26 protein-coding genes and 4 tRNA genes are annotated in these 24,731 nt (G+C 37.7%); 8 read left to right on the top strand and 22 right to left on the bottom strand.

Features of this window, described 5'->3' with window-relative positions:
• Nucleotide 1: 1 nt before the first annotated feature.
• The 3 genes from P3L56_RS08375 to P3L56_RS08365 all read left to right on the top strand — a co-directional run bounded on the left by P3L56_RS08375 (nt 2) and on the right by P3L56_RS08365 (nt 2,330).
• Nucleotides 2–958 carry a D-threonate 4-phosphate dehydrogenase gene (locus P3L56_RS08375; RefSeq protein WP_042844362.1) on the top strand — a complete coding sequence of 319 codons (957 nt, stop codon included), beginning with the start codon at nt 2–4 and terminating at the stop codon, nt 956–958.
• A 3-nt stretch (nt 959–961) separates the two neighbouring features.
• Nucleotides 962–1,732, top strand: a complete 771-nt coding sequence (locus P3L56_RS08370) for a DeoR/GlpR family DNA-binding transcription regulator (RefSeq protein WP_042844145.1) — start codon at nt 962–964, stop codon at nt 1,730–1,732.
• A 166-nt stretch (nt 1,733–1,898) separates the two neighbouring features.
• Entirely contained in the window at nt 1,899–2,330 is a 432-nt protein-coding gene (locus P3L56_RS08365) for a carboxymuconolactone decarboxylase family protein (RefSeq protein ID WP_048606953.1), read from the top strand.
• Between the two features lie 79 nt (nt 2,331–2,409).
• On the opposite strand, the gene map is transcribed toward P3L56_RS08365, so the two are convergent.
• Together map and P3L56_RS08355 are read right to left on the bottom strand one after the other, a co-directional pair.
• Nucleotides 2,410–3,180 (bottom strand): type I methionyl aminopeptidase, encoded by a 771-nt coding sequence (gene map / locus P3L56_RS08360; protein ID WP_042844148.1) that lies wholly within the window; start codon nt 3,178–3,180, stop codon nt 2,410–2,412.
• Nucleotides 3,173–3,379 (bottom strand): ParD-like family protein, encoded by a 207-nt coding sequence (locus P3L56_RS08355; RefSeq protein ID WP_048606948.1) that lies wholly within the window; start codon nt 3,377–3,379, stop codon nt 3,173–3,175. Before P3L56_RS08355 ends, map begins: the two co-directional genes overlap by 8 nt.
• 302 nt (nt 3,380–3,681) lie before the next feature.
• On the opposite strand from P3L56_RS08355, the gene P3L56_RS08350 reads away from it, so the two are divergent.
• Both P3L56_RS08350 and P3L56_RS08345 read left to right on the top strand, forming a co-directional pair.
• The gene (locus P3L56_RS08350) at nt 3,682–4,107 is read left to right on the top strand and encodes a universal stress protein (protein WP_042844149.1); all 426 of its coding nucleotides are present in this window, start codon (nt 3,682–3,684) and stop codon (nt 4,105–4,107) included.
• A gap of 140 nt (nt 4,108–4,247) precedes the next feature.
• A complete protein-coding gene (locus tag P3L56_RS08345; RefSeq protein WP_048606946.1) occupies nt 4,248–4,676 on the top strand; it encodes a hypothetical protein in 429 nt (142 codons plus the stop codon).
• Between the two features lie 5 nt (nt 4,677–4,681).
• On the opposite strand, the gene P3L56_RS08340 is transcribed toward P3L56_RS08345, so the two are convergent.
• Entirely contained in the window at nt 4,682–5,455 is a 774-nt protein-coding gene (locus tag P3L56_RS08340; protein WP_071548001.1) for a nucleotidyltransferase domain-containing protein, read from the bottom strand.
• Entirely contained in the window at nt 5,436–6,665 is a 1,230-nt protein-coding gene (locus P3L56_RS08335; protein WP_166685375.1) for a nicotinamide mononucleotide deamidase-related protein YfaY, read from the bottom strand. Before P3L56_RS08335 ends, P3L56_RS08340 begins: the two co-directional genes overlap by 20 nt.
• 236 nt (nt 6,666–6,901) lie before the next feature.
• Between P3L56_RS08335 and P3L56_RS08330 the strand changes: the two genes are divergently transcribed.
• Nucleotides 6,902–7,441 (top strand): toxin-antitoxin system YwqK family antitoxin, encoded by a 540-nt coding sequence (locus P3L56_RS08330; RefSeq protein WP_247605662.1) that lies wholly within the window; start codon nt 6,902–6,904, stop codon nt 7,439–7,441.
• A gap of 173 nt (nt 7,442–7,614) precedes the next feature.
• On the top strand, nt 7,615–8,082 hold the full coding sequence (locus P3L56_RS08325; protein ID WP_164975490.1) for a YcxB family protein: 468 nt from the start codon (nt 7,615–7,617) through the stop codon (nt 8,080–8,082).
• Between the two features lie 66 nt (nt 8,083–8,148).
• Here P3L56_RS08325 and fabV read toward each other — a convergent pair whose 3' ends face one another.
• Together fabV and P3L56_RS08315 are read right to left on the bottom strand one after the other, a co-directional pair.
• Nucleotides 8,149–9,348: an enoyl-ACP reductase FabV gene (gene fabV / locus P3L56_RS08320; RefSeq protein ID WP_042844155.1), complete on the bottom strand. Its 1,200-nt coding sequence runs from the start codon at nt 9,346–9,348 to the stop codon at nt 8,149–8,151.
• Between the two features lie 126 nt (nt 9,349–9,474).
• Nucleotides 9,475–9,789 (bottom strand): DUF1090 family protein, encoded by a 315-nt coding sequence (locus tag P3L56_RS08315; RefSeq protein ID WP_210855741.1) that lies wholly within the window; start codon nt 9,787–9,789, stop codon nt 9,475–9,477.
• Nucleotides 9,790–9,952: 163 nt separating this feature from the next.
• Here P3L56_RS08315 and P3L56_RS08310 point away from each other — a divergent pair, with 163 nt between their 5' ends.
• Nucleotides 9,953–10,507 (top strand): SMI1/KNR4 family protein, encoded by a 555-nt coding sequence (locus P3L56_RS08310; protein ID WP_210831934.1) that lies wholly within the window; start codon nt 9,953–9,955, stop codon nt 10,505–10,507.
• A 33-nt stretch (nt 10,508–10,540) separates the two neighbouring features.
• Here P3L56_RS08310 and P3L56_RS08305 read toward each other — a convergent pair whose 3' ends face one another.
• The 16 genes from P3L56_RS08305 to P3L56_RS08230 form a co-directional block, all read right to left on the bottom strand.
• Nucleotides 10,541–11,101 carry a hypothetical protein gene (locus P3L56_RS08305; RefSeq protein ID WP_210831933.1) on the bottom strand — a complete coding sequence of 187 codons (561 nt, stop codon included), beginning with the start codon at nt 11,099–11,101 and terminating at the stop codon, nt 10,541–10,543.
• Between the two features lie 121 nt (nt 11,102–11,222).
• A complete protein-coding gene (locus P3L56_RS08300) occupies nt 11,223–11,375 on the bottom strand; it encodes a hypothetical protein (protein ID WP_042844161.1) in 153 nt (50 codons plus the stop codon).
• Nucleotides 11,376–11,645: 270 nt separating this feature from the next.
• Nucleotides 11,646–11,732: transfer RNA gene (locus P3L56_RS08295), tRNA-Leu, on the bottom strand.
• A gap of 132 nt (nt 11,733–11,864) precedes the next feature.
• Nucleotides 11,865–11,951 (bottom strand) — tRNA-Leu (locus P3L56_RS08290).
• Nucleotides 11,952–11,957: 6 nt separating this feature from the next.
• Nucleotides 11,958–12,031: transfer RNA gene (locus P3L56_RS08285), tRNA-Cys, on the bottom strand.
• Between the two features lie 23 nt (nt 12,032–12,054).
• Nucleotides 12,055–12,130 (bottom strand) — tRNA-Gly (locus tag P3L56_RS08280).
• Between the two features lie 166 nt (nt 12,131–12,296).
• Nucleotides 12,297–12,845: a CDP-diacylglycerol--glycerol-3-phosphate 3-phosphatidyltransferase gene (pgsA, locus tag P3L56_RS08275; protein WP_042844162.1), complete on the bottom strand. Its 549-nt coding sequence runs from the start codon at nt 12,843–12,845 to the stop codon at nt 12,297–12,299.
• A 57-nt stretch (nt 12,846–12,902) separates the two neighbouring features.
• Nucleotides 12,903–14,735, bottom strand: a complete 1,833-nt coding sequence (gene uvrC / locus P3L56_RS08270; RefSeq protein WP_042844163.1) for an excinuclease ABC subunit UvrC — start codon at nt 14,733–14,735, stop codon at nt 12,903–12,905.
• Nucleotides 14,702–15,388 (bottom strand): LuxR C-terminal-related transcriptional regulator, encoded by a 687-nt coding sequence (locus P3L56_RS08265; protein WP_042844164.1) that lies wholly within the window; start codon nt 15,386–15,388, stop codon nt 14,702–14,704. The genes uvrC and P3L56_RS08265 overlap by 34 nt, the downstream gene beginning before the upstream one ends.
• Nucleotides 15,389–15,590: 202 nt before the next feature.
• Entirely contained in the window at nt 15,591–16,823 is a 1,233-nt protein-coding gene (gene pepT / locus P3L56_RS08260) for a peptidase T (RefSeq protein WP_042844165.1), read from the bottom strand.
• A gap of 63 nt (nt 16,824–16,886) precedes the next feature.
• Nucleotides 16,887–18,440 carry an AbgT family transporter gene (locus P3L56_RS08255; protein ID WP_042844166.1) on the bottom strand — a complete coding sequence of 518 codons (1,554 nt, stop codon included), beginning with the start codon at nt 18,438–18,440 and terminating at the stop codon, nt 16,887–16,889.
• 292 nt (nt 18,441–18,732) lie between these two features.
• Entirely contained in the window at nt 18,733–19,140 is a 408-nt protein-coding gene (gene psiE, locus P3L56_RS08250; RefSeq protein WP_370661220.1) for a phosphate-starvation-inducible protein PsiE, read from the bottom strand.
• Between the two features lie 245 nt (nt 19,141–19,385).
• Nucleotides 19,386–19,799 carry a GFA family protein gene (locus P3L56_RS08245; protein ID WP_042844168.1) on the bottom strand — a complete coding sequence of 138 codons (414 nt, stop codon included), beginning with the start codon at nt 19,797–19,799 and terminating at the stop codon, nt 19,386–19,388.
• A gap of 97 nt (nt 19,800–19,896) precedes the next feature.
• A complete protein-coding gene (locus tag P3L56_RS08240) occupies nt 19,897–20,157 on the bottom strand; it encodes a hypothetical protein (protein WP_272686012.1) in 261 nt (86 codons plus the stop codon).
• Nucleotides 20,158–20,328: 171 nt separating this feature from the next.
• Complete coding sequence (locus P3L56_RS08235) at nt 20,329–21,816, bottom strand: DUF3999 family protein (RefSeq protein ID WP_210831907.1); 1,488 nt, start codon at nt 21,814–21,816, stop codon at nt 20,329–20,331.
• A complete protein-coding gene (locus P3L56_RS08230) occupies nt 21,813–24,689 on the bottom strand; it encodes a DUF2339 domain-containing protein (protein ID WP_210831906.1) in 2,877 nt (958 codons plus the stop codon). The genes P3L56_RS08235 and P3L56_RS08230 overlap by 4 nt, the downstream gene beginning before the upstream one ends.
• Nucleotides 24,690–24,731 lie beyond the last annotated feature (42 nt).

The following is a 24,731-nucleotide window of genomic DNA, read 5'->3' as shown; positions in this document are numbered from 1 at the left end:
TATGGGTGACCCTGCGGGAATTGGCCCTGAGATTATCGTTAAATCCCTTGCCGAAGGTGAATTAGCAGGAGCTCCCGCTGTTGTTATTGGTTGTGCAGCAACAATGCAACGTTTAATTACATCGGGTTTGGTTCCTCAAGTAAAACTTAATATCATAAACAATATCAATGAAGCCCAGTTTTCGGCCGATACTATCAATATCATTGATGAACCTTTAGCTGCCCCTGATGAACTTGTCGCGGGCAAAGTTCAAGCACAAGCCGGTGACTTAGCATTTCGCTGTATCAAACGAGCAACTGAGCTTGCGCTGGCTGGTGACGTTAAAGCAATTGCTACTGCGCCATTAAATAAAGAAGCTTTGCACCTTGCAGGGCATAATTATCCTGGGCATACCGAACTCCTTGCCCAGCTAACGAATACTAAAGATTATGCCATGGTGCTTTACACTGAAAAATTAAAAGTCATTCATGTCACAACCCATATCGCATTACGAAAATTTTTAGACACATTAAACAGCGAACGTGTTGTTACTGTGACTCGCATTGCATCGGATTTTTTAAAACGAGTTGGCATTGAAAAACCACGTATTGCTATTGCAGGGGTTAATCCCCATGCTGGAGAAAACGGTTTATTTGGTGACGAAGAAATCGTATATTTACAACCTGCTATAGAACAGGTAAGGTCTGAAGGCATCGATGCGTATGGTCCTTGTCCCCCAGACACTGTATTTTTACAAGCTTATCAAGGGCAGTACGATATGGTTGTTGCAATGTACCATGACCAAGGCCATATCCCATTAAAATTATTAGGTTTTTATGATGGTGTTAATATCACTGCTGGCCTTCCATTCTTACGCACATCTGCGGATCATGGAACCGCATTTGATATTGCTTGGACAGGCAAAGCAAACCCTGAAAGCATGGCTATTTCCCTTAAACTTGCAATGAATGTAGTGTAATCAATGAGCACAATGGATAGATTGGATTTAATACTTGAGTACCTTAAACAGCATAACCTTGTGACTGTTGATGAGCTTGTACAAGCATTATCTGTTTCTGCGGCCACTATCCGGCGTGATTTAATTAAACTAGATGAAACTGGGGTTATATCTCGCACTCATGGTGGGGTAACGCTAAATCGTTTTATTCCAGTGCAACCCACGACTGTCGAAAAAAACCAACGTAACCTAAGAGAAAAGCGGGCTATTGCAAAAGCAGCAGCCCGTTTAATTGAACCGGGAAACACTGTCCTTCTTGATGCTGGGACTACTATGCTTGAGCTAGCTCGCGAGCTAACGCATATGCCGCTGCGCGTTGTGACCGCCGACCTTCACATTGCCCTTTTCCTTTGCGAGTTTAAACAGATAGAAGTAACCATTATTGGTGGGCGTATTGATGATAGCAGCCAATCCTGCATCGGTGAGCATGGACGAAGCCTTCTTCGTAGTATCTACCCTGACATTGCATTTATTAGTTGCAACTCTTGGAGCTTGAGTAAAGGGATCACGACACCAACTGAAGAAAAAGCAGGTCTAAAACGTGATCTTATTAAAAATGCAACACAATCTGTTATGTTAGCGGATAGCAGCAAGTACGGGAAATGGTCATTATTTCGCGTTGCCCAAATGGATGAACTGACTCATATTATTACAGACAATCACCTTCCTCCCGATGTTCAACAGCAATTTAGTCACTCTTGTAGCGCTAAACTATTACTGGTCCCCAGTAATTAATCTGTTAAGCAGCCTATACAACCATCACTCCTCTTCGTCGGCGAATAAGTATATACTCACTTAAAATTAGTATAAAAATATGACTAAAAGCCCGACTAATAAAAGATTCATAAAAATATTTTTAATATTGTATTTATCTAATAACGGAACTTACGAGGAATTATCCATGAGTGCACTAAGACTGGCTTATCCGACATTATCCCCTGATGCCTATAAAGGGCTTATTGATTGTAAAAATGCACTCAATAAAAGTGGATTAGGCAAAGAACTTGTTGAACTTGTTTACTTAAGGGTTTCTCAAATCAATGGCTGCGCTTTTTGCCTAGATATGCATGCCAATTCCTTACGCTCTTCGGGGGTTAGCAATAAAAAAATTGACACGCTAGCAGGTTGGCAAGTTAGCCATCATTTCGACCCGAAAGAACGAGCCGCATTAGCTTGGACTGAAGCGGTTGTGAATATCGCCACAAGTGGTACATCGGATGAGCTATTTGAAACACTAAAAACCCATTTTACCGATGTACAAATTTCAGACCTTACTATAGCCATTGGGTTAATGAGTGCATTTAATCGCATAGCAATCGCACTAAGGCAATAATTAATAACAATCAGCCAGTTTGCCATCGATTACTGATCACAAACTGGTATTTTAGTTTTATCTAATAATTTATAAGGGACTATTTTTCTTCATCTCGTAATGTCAGCACTTCATAACCGTCTTTAGTCACTAATACTGTATGCTCTGATTGCGCTGATAATTTTTTGTCTCGAGTCACTACCGTCCAACCATCTTTTTTGGTTTTAATTTTCATTCCACCTTGGTTAATCATCGGTTCTATCGTAAATGTCATGCCTTCTTTTAATTCAATTCCTTTACCGCGTACACCATAATGCAGCACTTGTGGATCTTCATGCATTTCACGCCCAATCCCATGTCCGCAATATTCCCTAACGACACTATACCCATGAGACTCCGCATAATGTTGGATTGCTGAACCAATATCACCCAATGTGGCACCTGGTTTAACTTGTTTAATTCCTTCCCACATCGCAGCATAAGTATCTTTAACTAGCTTACGTGCTAAAGGGGAGGCTTCTGGCATAACATACATTTTGCTAGAATCAGCAATAAAGCCATTTTTTTCTAATGTGATATCAACATTAATAATATCTTTTGCTTTTACTATTTCATCTGTTTTAGGAACGCCGTGGCAAACAACTTCATTCAATGAAGTATTCAAAACATACTGGTAACCATATTGCCCTTTACTTGCAGGACGTGCCTGCAATTCATTAACAATGTAACTCTCAACTTTGTCGTTAATTTCCATCGTCGAAATACCCGGAACCATAATAGAATCGAGCATCTTAAATACGCTAGCTAAGAGCCTTCCTGACTCACGCATGAGTTCAATTTCATCTGCTGTTTTAATTTTAATGTTATTCATGAACTTTTCCTTTTGATTCAATAGACTCTTTTTCTAGCATTTCGCTGATTAGCATAGTAAATGTTTTATGCGGATTTAATTCAGCTTGCATACCAACTTTGATCCAAAACTCTGCCTGTGAGTTAATTGAACGAGACATTACTTGGCTTGCATGACGTAAATAATCATGTAATTCATCTGAAATTTTAACAATCCCCAAAATACCCTCACAATACAAAATAGATACAAACCATATACGGATCATATAACATTGAATTAACCGATAAAAGAGCGATAACGGTCAATAGCACAAACCGCATTAAAATTTTTGATTGCGTATTGAGTAAGTTATTGAGATTGAATACTTCATCAAAGTATTTGCCTAATTAACATGCTAACCTTAGTTTTAGAGGCATATTTTATTCTATAATTAGCTATGTCTATTTTATCGGTTTACCGCCCTATTTTTGTAAAAATAAAGCTTAATGGTTGCATGTTCACAAGATGATAGCTGGAGAAAAAATGTACACTAAAATCTTAGTCCCCATTGATATTACAGAAAAAAGCTTAGCTCATTTAGTCATGCCTCATATTCAGCACCTATCTGAGTATGAAAAATCGCAAGTTCATTTTTTAGCGGTTATCCCTACCATTCCCTTTTATACAACAATGGGTTTTGGTTTTGCAGAAAAAGCCGATAGCGAACAAGAGAGCGTAACCAAAAAACTAGCAGAGATTATTAAAGAATTTAAAATTCCCGCTGATAAATATAGTGCACAAGTTCTGATGGGTACCCCAAGGGATGAAATCTTACGAGTTGCAGAAGAAATTAATGCAGATTTAATTGTTATCGGCTCACGTCGACCAAGTATGTCCACTTATTTCTTGGGGTCGACCGCCTCAATGGTTATTCAAAACTCTAAAGTTTCTGTTCTCACAGTACGATAAAACCCTTATCAAAAATAATAAAATGCGGCTCCAGCCAAGTTAGCTTACGTTTAATCATTTATCCTAAATATATTTAAAATAAACCTAGTTAACTTATAATCAATACAAATAAAACTTTATCTTTTTACTTAAGGGATTTAATGAAAAAGTATCTACTCGGGGTCAGTATTACTATAAATGTTATTTTAGCTATTGCTTTAATTACTACTATTATGATGTTTTTCAACATAAAAAGTAAAATTAATACCATGGTTGAACAGATAAAATCAGGGGAATATATTGAGCTGGTTAAGCAAAACTCACAACAACTCTTACCTGATTCACTAAAAGAACTGAGCACCATAGAAATCACTGACAACCCATGTGGGTATTTCTACCAAAAAGTTGACAGTACAGTAGAATATTTAAACAACAACCCTGACATAATTGGCGCTGAAACTTATGCAAGCCAGCTAACAAGCCTAAAAGGTGCAATCGATAAAACACCATCAGTTTTAAAAGAGAAAGCCTGTAGAAAAGGCATTTCAAGCTTCAATTACATAATTGAATCAATACAATCAGAAAAATAATAAGCTTAACCCGCTATATTTCTTTCATGATCTAACCAATTAATAAAGGCTATTAAATTATCTATAAATTGGTTAGCATCAGCTGAAGGATGTAAACTCTGAGTAAAAAAATAATCTAATCGACTTTTTTGCTCAGGGTATCTACCCGTAAATTTTTGCATATAATCCTTTAAACTACTTGGCCAATCCCGATCAGTATCTAACCTTAATACATCTGTTGAACGTATTAATTTCCTTGCAGCCGCTCTTTGTAATAACTTTAATTCATCGAAATTATTGCAATTTTTTATTTTCTGTATATAGCCATTTAGCACCTCAACAAAATCACCATTCACCGCTTCAGCAATCTGCCGTGAAGGCATAAAAGGATTAAATTGGGTAGACAAATCCGCCCCGCAAATACAACGGCATTGGTGCTTTATCCAATACCCCCAGCTATATAAATTATCTTTATCAATAACTTCAGAGTATAAACCTATATCAAAATCTATTTTACTAACGTTGCTGTACTGAGTGACTAATTGTAGTTGCATTTCAGTTAGCCCAGCATTCTCTTGTACAGTCGCTGGTTGCAATAAAATGACACAAAGGTCGAGATCCGATTGCTGAGGCGTTGCGCTTCCCCTCGCAACGCTTCCATATACATAAACACTATGTAATTTCGTTTTGAATAGCCAAGCGAGTTGCTCCACTGTTTCAGTAATTATTTCCTGAAATTCCGATTGGATTGGAACCTCTTCTAGCATTGGAATATAACCATTAAGATTTAACGTCATCATTTAGCTCATTATCCAGAACCAAAGTCTCAACTTGAACTAACCACTCATAATAACCAATAACTTCTCGAGCATTTAACCAGCGCGACAGCATATCTAACATTAACATGACGCTCACTTCTTGTTTTTCTTTTTGGCTATGATTATTAGGTAAGTAGTGTATCCGCTGTGCATAGCTTCCTGTTGGTGTTGATAGCGCTACATTTAAGTATTGGTCATGATAATCACCAATTGCGAGCCCAATCTGTACGGATTGTTGAGCTGCATTATCTTTGGCTTGTTGCAATAGGCTTATTAAGCTTTGTTCCGACTGCGGAACAATAACTTGACCATGATGCACTAAGATATTAGCCGCATTTAATGTCCAATTTAATAAACCTGCGCTAAATTGTTCACTCAGCGCTATTTGGAGCCCCCTATCTTGTAATTGTTTAGCAATTTTCTGAGCAAAACCTTCCGTCCCCTCAAAAATCATATTATCGCCAACACCTTGTTTAATCGTATGCCAGCATTTCTCCATTTGTTGGCGTCGTGATGCAGGCCCTGTCAGTTTTAATTCAATAATTGGCATTGAAGAACGATATCCAAGCACACAATCATCCGGTAAAGAGATACTATCAAACTGTTTTGCCAAACTACTTTCGCTACGCCCAAAACTAGTTAAACGCAAACAAACTGGCGGTTCCGGTAATGTAAATTTCTCACGTATTTGAGGTAAGATTTGTTCAGTAATCATGACCTTAAATTCTGAAGGAACCCCAGGCGTGAAAAAAAGCACACAATCATTTAGTTTTAATGAAAAACCACAAGCAGTTCCAACGGGGTTATCAATTAATTCTGCATTTTCAGGTAATAATGCCTGCTTGCGATTCGTTTCAGGCATGACTCGCCCTCTCGCAATAAAATAGTTTTCCATAACCGTAACCCACTGTGAGTGTTCTACCAGAGGAACTCCCACAGCTTTAGCCGCTGCTAATGCACTTAAATCATCGCTTGTTGGGCCGAGCCCTCCATTAACAATCAGAATGTCTGCATGTAAGCTGCGTTCAAGAAAAGTAGAGATTAAACTCTCTAAATCATCCCCAACTGTCGTTCTGCTAGATAAAGGAAGCCCTTGCTGAAAGAAATAATCCGCCAACCAAGCCGCATTTGTATCGATTATTTGCCCATGTAAAACTTCATCGCCGGTACTTAACATTTCAACAACTAACATCCATGACTCCCTTTTTTACAAAATCACTTAACTTCATTAAATTACCTTATAATCGTCCTGACTAAAATCAGTTATTTAAAAATGTTCAAATAAACGATAAAAACAAATGCTGGGCTTATAACTAAAAATGAATAAATTAAGATAATTCTCACAACACGCCGTTATAAAAAGGCTATAGTCATATAGTTATTTGAATCAATTATTTTTTCACAGCAAATAATAGGGTTTATATGTTAATGCTAAATCGTTTTAAATCAGTTGTATTATGTTCTCTAGTTTTATTTATCTCAGGGTGCCAACTCGCTACTTCCTCAAAATCAGAATCCAAATTTTCATCCTTAGATGAACTTAAAAATATTGAATTTCCGTCCACAAAAGCACCAAAAGGTATTTCGGATGGGCCATTTGGAATGGAATATGATAATGGTAAACCAGAATTCAAAACATGGATAAAAAAAGGATGTTTCGACAAATACATCAAAACCTATTATGAAAATGGGAATCCAGAATCTGACATTCAACTTAAAGATTGTTTAGTCAACGGAACTGTACGTAATTATCATAAGAATGGGCGTATTGATCTTGAGATGACGGTAAACAAAGGTAAATTATCAGGTCCATTTACAATTTTCCATGATACCGCAAGCAATAAACCTAATATTACAGGTACATTTAATAATGGTGTACTCGTAGGTACGGTAACAGAATTTGATGAAAACGGTACAGTCACTGGCAGAGCCGTCATTCGAAATGGCGAAGTTTTTATAGAACAATAATCACTTAGCTTATTTTTTGAAGAAACTAATCTGATTGTTTATTTTATATAAGCGATCAGATTTACACCACCCACAATTATCGTTACTATCCTCACTATAACCACTCTATAAAACAACCTAAAAACCTGATTATGATAGATCCAATTTCTGTAATACTTAATCGTGCAGATTATATGAAATTCAGTCGTTACAGCCATAAAAACCATTATTTCACTAAAGATAAAACCAATAATTTACCTTTTTTAGTTTTAGTCATGATTTTTGTCGTTGCCTGTGTTTTCACTTTTCGGTATTTTAATGCGACCTTACCAATTATATTCACTTCATTTTTACTAGCAGTACTGCTGTTTATCACTTTTGCATTACGTCTTGTTCAGGTCCTAAATAAAGCAATTCCTGATGATAATGGTTTTTTATTTACTGAACGAGAATATTGTATTGATGAAGAAGGTATACATGAGAAAAGTATCCATGGAACTTCTTTAATAAAATGGAGCGCTGTACAATTTATTAGAACCGATGGTGATTTATTATATCTGTACTTGGATAGAATCTACGCAATTATTATCCCCGCTCGTAGTTTCGCATCAGAACAAGCCAGCCAACAATTCATCCAATATGTGAAAAGTAAAATAGATTAATAGATAATATAAAACCCGCATTGATAAATGCGGGTTTTAATCACAGCTTTTATGATATTAAAGCAATTAAATGAGTTCTTTTACTTCAAAGTTAACTTCACCGCTTAAATCAGCATCATAATCAACACCATCTAAGCCGAAACCAAATAAGCGTAAAAATTCAGCTTTATACCCTTGGTAATCTGTTAATTCATTGATGTTATTATCATTAAGCTGCTGCCAAATTTCGCGACATGTACTTTGTACATCATCACGCAGCTCCCAATCATCTAAGCGCAAACGGTGCTTTTCATCTGTTTCAGGTGACGTGCCTGTAAACAATTTAGTTGCAAATAAACGTTGGATTTGTTCGATGCAGCCTTCATGTATCCCCTGCTCTTTCATGATCTTAAATACAATTGAGATATAAAGAGGCATCACAGGAATAGCTGAAGACGCTTGAGTAACGACAGATTTTAATACTGCGACGTACGCAGCCCCACCCTTCGCTTGCAATTTTTGGTTGATTGCATACGCAGCGCGGTCTAAATCTTCTTTAGCTTTACCTAACGTCCCATGCCAGTATATTGGCCAAGTCAAATCTGTACCGATATAAGAATAAGCCACAGACTGTGCATTGTCTGCCAGAACACCGGCTTCATCTAATGCGTTCATCCACAGTTCCCAGTCTTGCCCGCCCATCACCTTAACGGTATCAGCAATTTCTTGTTCATTTGCAGGTTCAACAACGGCTTCAATCAGCACATCTTTGTTGGTATCCAACGCAACTGATTTATACGGTTCACCGATAGGTTTTAACGCAGAACGTACCACTTCACCTGTCTCTGGCATTTTACGAACGGGTGATGCAAGTGAATAAACAACAAGGTCAATTTGGCCTAAATCTTGTTTGATTAAATCAATGACGGTTTGACGGCATTCATTCGAGAAGGCATCACCATTGATGCTTTTTGCATATAGCCCCTCTTCTTTTGCTGCTTTATCAAAACCGGCTGAGTTATACCAACCTGCAGAGCCTGTCTTACTTTCACTGCCTGGTTTTTCAAAAAAAACGCCGATAGTAGCCGCACCGCTGCCAAATGCAGCATTGATACGAGATGCTAGACCATAACCGGTGGATGCCCCAATAACTAGAACTTTTTTAGGGCCATTTTTCAGCTCGCCGCGTGATTTCACGTAGGCTATTTGCTCACGTACATTGGCTTCACAGCCTGCTGGATGAGCTGTAGTACAGATAAAACCACGAATTTTAGGTTTGATAATCATAATAATTTTTTCTTGGTAGCTAACAATCAGGTTCTAATATACCTGATATTATCCATTTACTTAAGACAGAGTGAGCATAAACATAGTGAACAGACCAGTTTATTTCTCATTTTGCCAATAATGTGTCTATTTTAAGTCGTTCAAAGCTTCAAGAACACGCCTCAGTGAATCCAGTTCTCTCTCAAGCTCACTGGCTTTTCCTCTAGGATAATAATCATATCCCCTTGTTGCTCCTGAATAACTGTCATAACATTTATCACCCAGCTTATGGATTTTTTTCTTTATTTTATAAATTTTATGTTTATTACCATGAGATACAGCACTACGAAACTCTTTCTCTAATTTTATCAGTTTTTTCTCACAACCATAATAACTAGAACCCGCTTGTGACGATAAGGGTATCAACATGACAAATAATGTAAGTAATACGGCTTTTTTCATTATATTTTCTCAGTCTACTTAATAAAATATTTATCATTAGTCCATCACCTAATGATATTTTCATCTACAAGACTTTTCTTAGTTGGAAAACGATCGCAATTTATGTAAAAAATCCGGAAAATAACGCACTTTATATACCCATCAGATTAAGGAGTATTTCACTATGCCCCCAGAACAATTTCATGAACTGATTTGGGAAACTCTGCAGCAAATAAATAAAAAAGATTTTCACGTCGTTGCGGCACATTCACCGACTGAGGAAGCAATTCGTGATTTAGAGAATGTAACAGGCATTACGCTACCCGAAGATTTTTTGCGCTTTTCGCAACGTACTAATGGGCTATGTGTCTTAGCTCAAGAAGACGCTTGGCCAGAAGCAAAGCTGTTTGATGTTGGCCCTGCGTGGACATTTCATCGTGGTTTAGTCATTTTAGGCATCGAAACTGAAGAACTACCTGAGTGGGCAAGTATTAAAACTGCTTATAACAGTCTAAGGGAAATTTATGAGGTTACTGATGTCTTACCATTATTAAAAATCATTGGGGACGGCAACCATTACTGGGGAATTAAACAAGATGGTAGCTATGTTGAAGTCTTCGATGGGGAAGCAATTTCTTTAGAATGTCATTTCACTGATATCTACCACGCGGAGATTGAGTCACTTATTCAAAGGCAGAAAGATATGAGCGAGCTGATTAAAAAACGCAAAAGCAAATAAATCTAAGAAATTGCGTACTTGCTTAGAAGCCGCCTATTGCGGCTTATTTGGAATTAAACTATGAATAACCATAACTGAATAAATAATGTCCTTTTTGTCTTGTATCTTTCTGAAATGGGAGTTACTCACAATCCCGACCATAATTCGCATATCACCTTGTTCATATACTCGCTTAAATGGTGTCGTTTCATCATCTGAGATTTTATCTAAGAAAAACACGTCTCGCTTATAACGTTCAATGGTTTGTTTTGGCAAGCCATATGATTCAAACATTCTCTGGTTAATTTCATCATATTCATTAAGGATCACCATCTGGTCACGACTAGCATTTCCCTGTGCTGAAATTAACATCAATGTATTATTTTCCCGTGAAAATATTAATAGAAAGGGTTTATTATGAAATTCAGGAGAACCTACAACAGAGCATAGCGCCCCGCCTTCTTGAAACCCAGTGCACTGGGTTTCTTTTAACCGCAATTTTTTTAAATCACTTGGTTGTAGCCCCCACTGAAAACCATAAGGGGCACTCTGTTTATTTTTCATGCAACCAGAGGTTAATACAACCAAAATAGAAATCAAAATTCCCTTTATCATTGCTTGTAGCATCCTAATTAAATTATCTCATTGGATACTAACAAAAGTAGTCGATTAATCAAAAGGTAACCTTCCTTTTATCAAATAAAATAACCTCGCATAATAAAGGTAATTTACAACTTTATGCTTCTTTGTTTTTTCGTTGTTTTGCCTCAGCCATTGCAATTTCTTTCAACCAGTCAGCTAATAGCGGCTTTGTTTTCACCGTATCTAATAGCGCTCGTTCGTGTTTAGTTAACCGTACAACGACAACTTCTGTTTTCATGTTAGACATAGTCAGGTCCTCTTTTAAAGTTAGAATACTGACATAAAACACTGGCGGAACGGTCTGACTTACGGTTTTTTACACCAATTTAGTGTTAATTTACATGGCATACCCATGTGCTTTCTTTTGGTGGGTGATATATGAGTGGGAAGCGAAAAATGGCTGGGCAGTTAAAGCATCACGTAACACTAACTTTGTTAAGCCAAAATTTAGATACAAAAAAACCACCTCAAGGTGGTTAAATGTTAAACTTAAAGAGTAACCTCAATTAAGTTTAGATGGTGCCCAGGGCGGGACTTGAACCCGCACAGCCTAAAGGCCGAGGGATTTTAAATCCCTTGTGTCTACCGATTTCACCACCTGGGCCAAATTGTCTTTCTTACAACATCTAGGTAAATTACTCATTTACCCATTAATCAATATACTGTGGTAGACAATATATATTGACCAGTTATAACTTAAAATAAAACACACCATTGAGGCTTGCTTACTTCAAGATGGTGCCCAGGGCGGGACTTGAACCCGCACAGCCTAAAGGCCGAGGGATTTTAAATCCCTTGTGTCTACCGATTTCACCACCTGGGCTAAATTTGGAGGCGCGTCCCGGAGTCGAACCGAGCTACACGGATTTGCAATCCGGTGCATAACCGCTTTGCTAACGCGCCTTATCCTAATTTCTTGCGAAATTTGGAGCGGGAAACGAGACTCGAACTCGCGACCCCGACCTTGGCAAGGTCGTGCTCTACCAACTGAGCTATTCCCGCTTAAAGCTTTACTTTTCAGCTTATGCTTTTCAAACTGGCTGATTTACTTATTTATTTTGGTAAACCATGTTGCCGTTCGATGCGATGCATTCTACTGATTTCACCTTTCGAGTCAATACAATTATTGAAATAATTGGATCGTTCGCTGTTTTTTCAATCATTTCGATCACGCTTCGCTCAAATCAGCCCAAGCAGCCTTTAAATATTGGAACATTGACCAAAATGTTAAGATAGCCGCGATGTACATTAATGCAATTGAAAGGTTTTCAATTAATGGCGTTGGACGCCACAATAGCCCCACTAGTGACATCATTTGTGCTGTCGTCTTAAATTTACCAATCCAAGAAACAGCCACACTGCTACGTTTACCAATTTCAGCCATCCATTCGCGTAAAGAAGAGATGATAATTTCACGAGCTATCATCGTTGCTGCAGGTAAAGTCACATACCAGACATCATAGCTTTCCGTGACTAATACTAATGCCGTAGCAACCATAACCTTATCAGCGACAGGGTCTAAAAACGCACCAAACTTGGTGGTTTGCTTCCATAGCCTTGCTAAAAAGCCATCAAACCAGTCAGTAACCGCCGCGATGACAAAAATAAGCGCGCATGCGAAAGGCCCCCAACTGACAGGGAGATAAAAAGCTAATACAAAGAATGGTATTAGGATGACGCGAAATAATGTCAGCCACGTTGGTATGTTTAATTTCATCACGCTCACTAACTTTTTGACCAAGTTGGATATTATGAATATGTTGCCCTAAGACACTCACTGTTTCAATGCATTATAGATCTTTTCTGCTAGTGCGTATGAGATCGAGGGCACTTTTGCGATTTCTTCTATACTTGCATTACGTAATGGCTGCAAGCCACCCATATATTTTAATAACATCTGTCGGCGTTTCGGCCCAACACCTTCAATCGATTCTAGTGCACTGGTATTCTTTACTTTTGCCCGTCGCTGGCGATGCCCTGTAATTGCATGATTATGTGACTCATCACGAATATGTTGGATCACATGTAATGCTGGCGAATCCGGAGGTAATACAAACCCTTCCCCTTCCGGTTTTAAAAATAATGTTTCCAGCCCTGCTTTACGGTCGGTACCTTTAGCCACCCCGATTAATAACGGGTGGTTTTTATCCCAATCCACCTCAAGTGAAGCAAAAACATCTTTGGCTTGCCCAAGTTGCCCCTTTCCGCCATCAATAAAAATGATATCCGGTACTTTACTTTCATCAATATGTTTACCATACCGACGGGTCAACACTTGATGCATTGCGGCATAATCATCCCCAGGCGTGATCCCAGTAATATTATAACGCCGATATTCTGATTTCACTGGCCCTGTTTTATCAAACACAACGCAAGAAGCGACCGTTTGCTCCCCCATGGTATGAGAGATATCAAAACATTCCATTCGGTTGATCGACGTTAAGTTAACAACTTTCCCAAGTGAATCCAGACGTTGCTGTATTGTTGAGTGTTGAGCTAACCGTGTAGAAAGCGCTATTGATGCATTCGTACGTGCTAATTTCAAATAACGCGCTCTTGCTCCACGTGGTTGGCTTTGAATATTAATTTTTCGCCCTGCTAGTTCAGACAATGATTGTGCTAATAGGTCTTTTTCTGTTAATGCGAAATCAAGCAGAATTTCACCTGGCAAGGTTCGATTTTCGCTGCCTTGTAGATAAAATTGCCCTAAAAATGTTTGGACGACCTCTTCAAGTTGAGTATCTGTTGGCACTTTAGGAAAATAGCTTCGGCTGCCAAGCACTTTACCTTGGCGGATAAAAAGAACATGGACACAAGCCAAACCCGATTCAAAAGAAACGCCGATGACATCGAGGTCATCACTATCACCAGAAACATATTGCTCTTCCGTCACTGCGCGCACCGCTTGAATTTGATCTCGAAAACGAGCAGCCTCTTCAAAACGCAATGCTTGGCTGGCTTGTTCCATTCGTTCAACTAACCCAGCTAGAACTTGTTTATCTTTACCCGTTAAAAATAGGCGTACATAATCAACTTGTTGCTGATAATCTTCATCAGACACTAACCCTTTTACACAAGGGCCTAAGCAGCGACCAATTTGATATTGCAAACACGGCCTTGAGCGGTTTTTATAAACACTGTCCTCACATTGGCGAATAGGGAACAGTTTCTGCATTAAGGCTAATGTTTCCCTAACCGCGTAAGAACTTGGGAAGGGGCCAAAATACTCCCCTTTCGCATGTTTAGCGCCTCGATGCATTGAAATACGCGGGTGGGCTTCTTTGCTTAAAAAAAGATAAGGATATGATTTATCGTCTCGTAACAATACGTTATAACGAGGTTGGTATAATTTAATATAGTTATGTTCAAGGAGTAATGCTTCCGTTTCAGTATGGGTCACAGTGACATCAATAGAAGCAATATGCTTAACGAGCTGCTCTGTTTTACGGCTGCCCACATTTTCACGGAAGTAGCTTGATAAGCGTTTTTTAAGATCTTTCGCTTTACCAACATAGATAACAGTGCCCCCAGTGTCATACATTCGATAAACACCCGGTTGATTCGTTACTGTTTTTAAGAACGCTTTTGACTCGAACTGTTCTGCCACTCGGATAAACCCTGTTTTGCTGTAATTAAACCATAACCAATAGCTATATGTGTTAATTCTACATCACTACCGATATTAAGTTTACTAAACATTCTATATCGATAAGTATTTACTGTTTTTGGGCTTAGAGATAGAGCCTCCGCCACGACCTTAATCGGCATACCTTTGGTGATCATCAACATGATTTCGAGTTCACGTCCCGATAATAAATCACATAAATCTTTCTGGTGACTATAATCTAACCGGTGCAGAGCAAGGTCTTGGGCTATATCTGGAGAAATAATTCGGCGCTTTACATTAACCACCCGTATCGCCTCTATCAGGTCTTCTTCTGTGACATGAACACTCAACAAACCAAAAATACCTATATCTAATGCTTTTAAAAAAAAGGCATAATTATTTCTTACATTATAAATAATTATCCCAACATCTGGTTGAGTTCGTCGAAGTGTTTGTAATGTTTTCAATGAATCATATTGTAATTTAACACTACTGATTAAAATAATATTCGCTTTTTGGTTTCGATTCCATGTAATCACTTGCTGAATAGATGGAAATGAAGCGATAGTTTTGTAACGTGAATGCCGAGAAAATATAGCTTCAAAACCGCGAATAGTAATATTATTATCATCAATGATTATAATATTAATCAATTACTCCCCCTGTGTTTATTTAGAGATAACAGTTAGAATAATAAATTAAATAGTTACAAAGTCATATATTCTTTTTCATTTATCTTATTTTAAAGTTAAAAAAACTATAACTACAAAGTATTCACCAAGTAAATAATATTAACTATTCAATAAAAAAGGCCACTTTATAACATGGCCTTTTACGCATAATATCAATACTAAACTATTTTTGCCCAACTAAACGGCAAATAGTCTCTGATACCAAATAACTCTTCTCAAAAGAACTCACAGGTAAAAATTCAAAACAGGAGTGGAAATTGAGTGCCCCTGTGAAATAGTTTGGTGTTAAGATGCCTCGAGCCGATAAAGCAGAGCCATCAGTCCCTCCACGCATAGGGATTACATTTGCTTCAACACCTTGAATTTTCAGTGCATCAAAAATCAAATCGATAGCAGTACGGTCATCCCCTAGAGAATCACTTATATTGCTATAAACATCATCAATTCTAAATTCAATTTTAGCTTTAGGGTGACGGGCTCGGATCAACTCAATACTTTGTTCAATAAAACGCTTACGCGCTTCGTAGCTATTGCGATCAAAATCACGAATAGCCATTTTGATTTTTGCGTTATCGGGGTTTGCTACTAAATCTGTCACATAGAAATACCCTTCGCGCTGTTCCGTATGTTCCGGTGTATCAAAACGATCAAAACAGCCAATAAAATCATGCGCAACACGAATAGGGTTTAATAATACATTCTTAGCTGACATAGGATGCGCAGTAATACCTTTAATTGATACCTCAATAGAGGCCGCATTAAAGGTTTCAAAAACAACTTCACCTAATGCACAACAATCAATAGTGTAAGCAAAATCTACCTGAAAACGGGATAAATCCATGATTTTCGAACCACGTAAACCGATTTCTTCATCAGGTACAAACGCGACATAAATATCCCCGCAATCAAAATCAGCATGTTGCAGTTTATTCATTAATTCCATCACAACGGTAATCGCTGCTTTGTTATCTGCACCAAGTACACTGGTTCCATCACTGAAAATAATATTTTCACCTACATAAGGTGCCGCTTCAGGATGCTCTGCCGTTTTGAACCAGATATTTTCATTGGCATTTAAACATAAGTCTTTCCCCTCATATTTTAATGTCTGTGGTTTAATCACGGGTGATAAGCCAACATCAACGGTATCTAAATGGGTGACGAAGCCGATTTTTGGCGCAGTAGGCTTATTGCCTGGTCGCATCGCATATAATATGGCGTGCTCATCAATATAAATATCTTTTAAGCCGTAACTTTCAAGTTCTTCCGCTAACAGTTTAGCTAATTCACGCTGCCCTTCTGTACTTGGTACAATAGTACTTGCTGCATCACTTTGGCTTTCAATTGCGAGGTAGCGATAAAAACGCTGCTCTAATTGTTTACCTAACTCATTCATTTTATATTCCTTAACTTTTTTATATCTACCCGACATATCAAGTATGTCGGGTATTAAGCCCGCTTATTGTGCAGGGTGCCATGTATAACCACTGTCAAAACCGATTGGGATATCGAATGCCCAGAAAAGATATAACGTACTCGTCAGAATAATTAATAACCCGATGGTAAATGGGATCATCATAGAGCACAACGTCCCTATCCCTGCATTTTTATAGTATTTCTGGCAATACATCAGTATCAAAGGATAGAAAGGGAACATCGGTGTGCTTACGTTCATCGCTGAATCACTCACACGGAACGCAGCTTGAGTTAATTCTGGCGAAATTCCTACTGCCATAAGCATTGGTACTAATACTGGCGCCATAATTGCCCATTTAGATGTCGCTGATGTGATCATGATATTTAATATCGCGGTCAACAAAATAACACCAAAAACAGTCATGCCAGAAGGCATATCTAATGTCCGCAATAATTCAGCACCTGATAGTGCTAATAATGTACCTAAATTAGAATGCTGAAATGAATATAGGAATTGAGCGGCAAAAAAAGCAAAAACAATAAATGGGATCAATGATTTAGTAATGTTTTCCATTGCCTTAACGACATCTCTTGTTGATGTAAAAGATTTCGTCATATACCCATAAACAATCCCTGGTAACGCAAAGAAAATGAATAACAATGGCACAACGATTTGCATAATCGGGGCTTTCGGGCTGGTTAAACTGCCATCAGGGCCACGTAATGGAGAAGAATCTGGCCATAACAACGCAAATAAGCCAATACCTAAAGCAATCAGAACTAACCCTGAAATACGAAAAGCACGATGTTCAACTGCGGTAATCATCCCTAATTTTTTCTCAGAGTCAGTATCAACATCGCTTGAAGTAATCGGGCAATTTTTATTTAACCAAGGCTCAACAATTTTTTCAGTAATAAACCAACAGGTGAAAATAACACCAAATGTTCCACCCAAACTAAAAAAATAGTTACATAGCACATTAACGCTATAACCGGGGGCCAACATTTGTGCGGCATCCTGCGTAAAACTCTGCATAATTGGGTCAATAATAGAAGGCGTATAACTTGCAGTAAATCCACCAGCTAACCCCGCAAAGGCTGCTGCAATACCAGCTAATGGATGACGTCCACTGGCATAGAACATCATAGCAGCAACTGGCATTAGAATGACATAAGCAGAATCAGAGGCAATGTGAGAAACAATACCCACAAAGACCACGGTTGGAGTCAACATTCTTGGGGAAATAAACGATAGCATTTTTTTCAATGCCGTATTAATAAACCCACTACTTTCTGCAATGCCAATACCTAGTGTGGCAACAATTGTTATACCAAGCGGAGGGAAATTAATGAAGTTTTTAACTGCCGCTGTAATAAATAGTATTATTTCCTCATACTGAAACATATTAACAATAGAGATTTTATCTTTTGATATTGGGTGGTAATAATTGAAATCTACAAATGAAAGTAGATAAGATAAAAACCAACATATAATAAGGGCATAAACGAACAGCATGGTAACATCTGGCATAACATTACCGATCCGTTCGACACGGTTTAAAAACCCTTTTTTCTTAGAGAGTGTATTAGTTGTCATATTTACAAGTTACTTATGTTATTAGAATTGGGACTTTATAACAGTAAATAACCTATATTCAAAAGTAAAACACTTTCGTTATTAGTTTTTATAGGATAAACCAGATAAATTCAATTTCATTAATAACATTTAAGTTTATTAGTTTTTAGCTAATTTACCGTATCTTAAATTTTATTAATTTATAGTATGACATCCAATATATATTGCTTAAGTATCCACCAGAATCATCTATAGACAAAAAAGAAATCGAATCTACTCTTTTTTGCCTATGGATAAATTAGCTTAATTAATATTACTCTCGTTTTAGTTTTTCAGTGTTTGCAATAAAAAGGGCAATGACAAGAACCAGAATTGCACCAGCATGCAATAAAGTTGTCATTGGGTCACTATGATCGACAATGATAAGGCGAATGATTGCCGTTATACCGATATAGATAAAATACCTTAGTGGGAAGTGATAACCTGACATAAAATACTTGATTATTAAGGCAATAAACTCAAAATACAGAAAATATATGACAATGCCTTCTAATAATTCATACGCTGTTGCCCCATTGGTACTTCCAAACATCAATGAAGCCATCGTAACGGTTTCTTTTGCTAAAAAGAAAACAAGCACCGCGGCTAATGCTATCAAACCAAGGTTTAATATCCACTGCAGTACCCACGCGATATTGCTAGCGTGACGCATTCCTTTCATACTGTTCATTTATTTTCCCTCAAAACAACCTGCGGATGATTTCAATAATGCAATGCCCGACGACTAATGAGCAATATTTAAACTAACTTGCCGAGGCGAGCCCATGCCCTTAATTATAAATCAAATTTAATGCACACGCATAACATACAAATTAAATTTAACAAAAGAAATAGAAAACAAAATACGAAATGAGGCTTTTTGCCCTGTTGTTTATAGCATATAGTTTAATCCATAAGCTGTGCAACTTAATCCGATACCCCTCCCATTAGTTTTATGATGTCTTGCTCTGTAAGCATAGGGGTTTTTTCAACGAAATTATAATACTTTGGCTTACTTTCAATATAAATCTGCATACTCATTTGCGCATTTTTACTTTCTTCGAATAAAGCTGCGGACACATAATAAGTGGATGGGGAAATTAAGTGATAAAAAAGATGGGTACCGCAATGTTTACAAAATGCTCTTTCTCCCCAAGACGATGAAGCGAATACCGTTATTGCCTCCTTTCCTTCGATAGTTAAATTACTTCCCCCATCAATGCTGAAACCCGGGCCCCCGTTCCATTTTTGACACATACCACAATGACAAACACTAATTTGATCAACAGACTTAGACACGCTGATTGTTACAGCACCACATAAACATAAACCCTTGTACATGTTTTATCCTCATACTGATTGAGATTGTTTTTTTTCGTTATCAATACGGATTTTAGTGATTAGTTATCTTTAAAAACATCATAGATACTTATTTAACTTATATTTCAAACTGCCGTCCAGTAAATCGTTTATCATTCGTGATGCTACGCAACTGGGCACTATCTAACTCTTTAGTTTCACGTTCTGACTCAATATCAGCTTCGTTTGGAGTGATATTTAACACACTGTATTCATAAGCCGTTGTCTTATGTAATGCTAACTCCGTTAATACTGTGTTATCTGCTGCCTGAGCGAATATTGAAGTCCCCGTAAAAAAAATGATTGCAACAAATAGACGTGTTAGTAATGATTTTTTCATAATTCATCCTCCCTTTAACCACAGTTTTAGCGCAAATGCTTGTCAACGAATACAGATTTTAAGTAATTGTTCTCATGATAAGGTAAAGGGATGTCAGGTTTATTTTATTTAAATTTTATTAGCAAAAAGGGAGCAAAAGCTCCCCCTTTAAGTTAGTGAACAAAAAACTATTTAGAGTTCATCATTATTGGTTTTATTTGTCGAATTCACTTCTTTTAAAAGGTACCAGCAGAAGTACAATAACGCGAGTATCCCTAAAAATAATAAGACCCATAACGAAACTGTTATCCAATTAGAGGTATCATCGACTTGTTTGGCTACGGTTAACCTTTCAGCACCACCGAGCTCAATCACTTCATTATTAGGATATAACTGGGGATAATGCGACATTAACTCGTCAACACTATAAGCCTGCCCAACTAGTTGGTTATATGTTAATTTATCAAACTCTGCTTGCTTATTCCCCCACACTAGCAAGTAAGGTGCAGCGCCTTGTAAATTAACGATAAGATTATACCCATCACGCTTACCGATAAGCCGCGGCGGCTGATCTTCCCAACTACCTTTAAGTGCAGATACTCTAACTTTATTAACCATTTCCCCATAAAGATTGATGCTTGGGTTACTGACTAGTTCCCCATCTATTGTTTGGTTATAAGCAACAAGATTAGCTAATGGTTTCCAAACATCCCCTTTATCTGATGAATATTCAACCTTTAATGGAATAACTCGATTTGATTGCTGTAAATGAATTTGCAATTCACCTAATGGTTGGGTCGTGGGTAATTGATATATAATATGGTCTTTTGAAACCCCATCATTTGTCATTTCAAAATTGAATATTTCTTGTCGGCGAGTTGAGTTCAGTGTGTTAGATAGCGCCTTGACCTTCACTAACTCAGGCAGCGTTACATCTGGCGCACTGACAATAACGGCCATTAGATATGGCGCGCTTAGCGCTTTAGAATTGCCATTTAACAACTCAATATTATTACTCGCAATTGTTTCTGAATTTAATTTCAAATTCATGATAGGTTGATTAGTTGCGATATTTAACCATTTTTCTTTATCATCACTTGCAAAAACAAAGACTTTTCCTTGCCACTCTTCCTCCGTTTTTGCCCACTCCAATGTTAATTTTTGAACTGGCGTATTTTGGGCTTGGCTTTGATCTCGTGTTAATAAATAAGCATGATAAGCAGCATTATCTTTTAGTTGTATATTTGGTAATTCAATACGATCGACTTTACCTGGTACCGTCTCAACAAGCAGATGCTGCTTTTCTCTACGGATGTCCTCACGAGAATTTACATTATCCAGTTGAGTCACTAAGCGCTGAGGAACAAATGAAACTTTATTGCTAGAAATAGACTTTTCAGCATCATAAAAAAGTACAGAAGGTATTTCATCCCCCGTACCATTAAATACCCGAACATCTTGCAATGTATTTGGATATGCTGAATTTATATAAGCACTTGTAGGAACTTCTAACCAATAAAATGGCTCTGATGTATCTGGAATATCAATTTCCATCCCTTGGTAAAAACTATAAGGCGTATTTTCTTTCGGTGTTCCTGCATTAAGGTAGCTAGAAAACAATGATGACAACAAGAAGACAGCAAATAGCCCTCCTAGCCTTTTACTTTTTATTTGTCTCATGATTGCGTCTCCTGTTCGACTTTCTCTTTTATATCCTTTGGCGGTAATGGTGAAAAATACCCAACAATTAATATCAATAATGCAACACCGATAAAGGAGATAGCGCGAGATATCCCCCCTTGTCCATGAATATCCACTAAGAATAATTTAGCGATAACACATGCGAAAATACTGGCCCCCATAAACCACCAGATACGACTTTTTTTCATCGCTGCAATAACAATGCAAAGCAATGCAGCAAGCGCCCAGCTAATGGATAAAACAGTTTGAATCAAACGAGAATCATAAAGCACCGCATAATTCCAACTTAGCCCAGCAAAATCAGCTACTGCGCGAATTAAAATACCGTTAAACCAAAATGCTGATAATAGAATAATTGAGACCAATAAACCTCGGATTATCCAATAATCTACCTCTGTAGCCTTACGTATTTTTTGCACAAAACCTTTTTGCATCAGAATAAGGGCAGCAATACTGAATAAGCCCGCCTCATCTAATGGATTAATTAATGGAATATAATTCCAGAATGTTAATTTGCCATCTTCTAAATTAGCGTAAGCAGATAATATAATTAACCCGATAGCAACAGGAAGCATCCAATACCAATACATTAACCCATTACGTTTCATTGGTGGCATTTTATTTTGCTGTAACCAATACAGGGCTAAGATAGTTAAGGTTATCGCCATCACATAAATAAAATAGCCCATCTCATGCATACCCCAAGGTAAAATAGAGACAAACCAATTTACTTGGGTCAAAATAAATACAAGGATTAACCACAAGTTAGCGCCATGGAGGGTCCATTGCATCCATTGATTACGAAGTTTATACGCATGAATAACAAACAAAATTGAGCTACCGAGTATCACCGCCCATATTAATGAGTTTTCCCCGCGCCCCATTGGGTTTTTATCATATAAGAAATCTAAACCAAGGTAATAGTAACCAGCAACCCATAAAATTGATTGGCAAAATAACAAAGGTATCCAGTTAATTCGAATAGCATATAGACGCCATAACCAGACGGAGATCACCACTAACACTAATATTATAAAGCCTTCAGACTCCCGACTCCACGATAAAATATCAGTAAATAGTGGTAACCAGCAGAGCCATGTAAGCAAACCTAAAAATAAAAAACCATAACTAAATAGGGCAAAGTTACTGTTTTCTTTGCGGCGAATATGAAATAACCCACCAGCACCAAAACAAGCTACCAATAATAATGGCACCATATAAGTACTGCTTCGGCTCCAATATACGTAAGGGTAGTCCATTAGTAACGTAATCGCACTGATTACAATTAATAATGAACCAACCGTAGCCATTTTTTTCTGCCCCTGTTGTAAACCAAGCCAGAGTAGTAATAACCCTTCTAATGACCAAACAATTGATGTCCATTCAAGTGTCAATGCCAATGGGATAGCCAGTGTTACAAAACCTGCACCAATAAGAATATTTGCTAAAACCATATTCTTACCGACCTCTTTATAGCGCTTATGTACCTGCAACCCAGCAACCAAGTACAATAAACCAATTAACAGAGAAATAAATGCAGGCAATAAACCTACATCATCCGCAATAAAGAATTGAAGGGCAATACTGATTAATGGCGGTACAAACAACAATGTATTATCAACAATTAATTGCTTATCGTGCTCAAAGCGGAGTGAAAATAATTGTGTTAACGCATTAAATACTACTAAATTAGCAATGATAAATAATTGACAGGAGATGTAATAATCAGATTGGTAATTGCTCAAACCCCATAAAATAGCGACACCATAGGTCATCACCATACCAACTAAATTCAGAGGGCGCCAAGCTTGCCATACACTAATAATTAAAATCCCAATCGACAACATTAGGTAATAAGAAAACAAAATTACATGGCTACCCCCTCCCGTCGAAAGTAAAACAGGAGCCAAATAACCACCAAGAGAAGCAAGAATAGCCAAGCTAATCGTACGTTGTAATAATGCTAAGGCAATACTCGCTGCACAAATCAACAACATAAACACAAATGCCATGCTATAAGGCAACATGGTATATAACTTAAAGGCAGCAAAAATGGTGATATATAAACAGCCTACCCCTCCACCTTGAAGGATAAGCCCAAATAATGGTTTCTTATTACGTAATCGCCAGCCAATTCCTAATAAAACTAAACAACCTACCGCGCTAAAAATTAAGCGTATTTGGGGGGAAATAATCTCATTTTGCACACTGTAATTTAATAAATACGCGACCCCTAGGAATAATAATAGTATCCCTATTTTGGCAACTGGGTTCCCTTTTAGTAACCAACTAAAGAAATGCCCAAATATAGACTCATTATTTCCCGTCGTTTTTTGATTAAATTGACCCTGAGTAGATGTATCTACTTCCTGATCATTAAAACGATTTGGTTTAGTCGCTTTATTAAACCGATTTGGGTCCACCCCGCTACGTGCTTGAGAGCCTACAATTGCTGATTGCGTATATGCCGGCACTGGAATGGTTTGGTTTGTAGAATCAGCTGCTTTTTCAGATTGCTGATATGCAGTATCGCCGGATAAGGGTTTAAATGATGGTTCAGGCTCACTTACTGGACTAGATTGGATTGGTACGTTTGTAACTGCCTGTTCTAGCTCATCTGTTACCCCAAAAATGCCTTGTTGGTCATCAGACGAACTGGCAACATTTTTCGAAGGCGTAACATTCGATTGCTGATATTGGCCTAAACGAGTTTCTAGAGAGAAAACTTTCTGGTTTAATTCAGAAATTTGGTACTGCATACGGCCCGTTCGGCTGATTGCTATGATAGCCAATATTGGTGCTAACACAAGCAAACATACTAATACGACTCCTACTAGTATCCAAGTATCCACAAATAGGTTTCCTCAAAATAAATTTCACAATCTAAAATACAG

It is taken from the genome of Providencia sp. PROV024 (assembly GCF_032709665.1).
Classification (GTDB): Bacteria; Pseudomonadota; Gammaproteobacteria; order Enterobacterales; family Enterobacteriaceae; genus Providencia; species Providencia huashanensis.
The sequence above is the reverse complement of the archived record's forward strand: the minus strand, read 5'-3'. Positions and strand labels throughout refer to the sequence as shown.

Coding starts and splice junctions, on each gene's coding strand:
- P3L56_RS08375 (WP_042844362.1), top strand. CDS start 2: ATGGGTGACCCTGCGGGAATTGGCCCTGAGATTATCGTTAAATCCCTT.
- P3L56_RS08370 (WP_042844145.1), top strand. CDS start 962: ATGAGCACAATGGATAGATTGGATTTAATACTTGAGTACCTTAAACAG.
- P3L56_RS08365 (WP_048606953.1), top strand. CDS start 1,899: ATGAGTGCACTAAGACTGGCTTATCCGACATTATCCCCTGATGCCTAT.
- map (WP_042844148.1), bottom strand. CDS start 3,180: ATGAATAACATTAAAATTAAAACAGCAGATGAAATTGAACTCATGCGT.
- P3L56_RS08350 (WP_042844149.1), top strand. CDS start 3,682: ATGTACACTAAAATCTTAGTCCCCATTGATATTACAGAAAAAAGCTTA.
- P3L56_RS08345 (WP_048606946.1), top strand. CDS start 4,248: ATGAAAAAGTATCTACTCGGGGTCAGTATTACTATAAATGTTATTTTA.
- P3L56_RS08340 (WP_071548001.1), bottom strand. CDS start 5,455: ATGATGACGTTAAATCTTAATGGTTATATTCCAATGCTAGAAGAGGTT.
- P3L56_RS08335 (WP_166685375.1), bottom strand. CDS start 6,665: ATGTTAGTTGTTGAAATGTTAAGTACCGGCGATGAAGTTTTACATGGG.
- P3L56_RS08330 (WP_247605662.1), top strand. CDS start 6,902: ATGCTAAATCGTTTTAAATCAGTTGTATTATGTTCTCTAGTTTTATTT.
- P3L56_RS08325 (WP_164975490.1), top strand. CDS start 7,615: ATGAAATTCAGTCGTTACAGCCATAAAAACCATTATTTCACTAAAGAT.
- fabV (WP_042844155.1), bottom strand. CDS start 9,348: ATGATTATCAAACCTAAAATTCGTGGTTTTATCTGTACTACAGCTCAT.
- P3L56_RS08315 (WP_210855741.1), bottom strand. CDS start 9,789: ATGAAAAAAGCCGTATTACTTACATTATTTGTCATGTTGATACCCTTA.
- P3L56_RS08310 (WP_210831934.1), top strand. CDS start 9,953: ATGCCCCCAGAACAATTTCATGAACTGATTTGGGAAACTCTGCAGCAA.
- P3L56_RS08305 (WP_210831933.1), bottom strand. CDS start 11,101: ATGATAAAGGGAATTTTGATTTCTATTTTGGTTGTATTAACCTCTGGT.
- P3L56_RS08300 (WP_042844161.1), bottom strand. CDS start 11,375: ATGTCTAACATGAAAACAGAAGTTGTCGTTGTACGGTTAACTAAACAC.
- pgsA (WP_042844162.1), bottom strand. CDS start 12,845: ATGAAATTAAACATACCAACGTGGCTGACATTATTTCGCGTCATCCTA.
- pepT (WP_042844165.1), bottom strand. CDS start 16,823: ATGAATGAGTTAGGTAAACAATTAGAGCAGCGTTTTTATCGCTACCTC.
- P3L56_RS08255 (WP_042844166.1), bottom strand. CDS start 18,440: ATGACAACTAATACACTCTCTAAGAAAAAAGGGTTTTTAAACCGTGTC.
- psiE (WP_370661220.1), bottom strand. CDS start 19,140: ATGAAAGGAATGCGTCACGCTAGCAATATCGCGTGGGTACTGCAGTGG.
- P3L56_RS08245 (WP_042844168.1), bottom strand. CDS start 19,799: ATGTACAAGGGTTTATGTTTATGTGGTGCTGTAACAATCAGCGTGTCT.
- P3L56_RS08240 (WP_272686012.1), bottom strand. CDS start 20,157: ATGAAAAAATCATTACTAACACGTCTATTTGTTGCAATCATTTTTTTT.
- P3L56_RS08235 (WP_210831907.1), bottom strand. CDS start 21,816: ATGAGACAAATAAAAAGTAAAAGGCTAGGAGGGCTATTTGCTGTCTTC.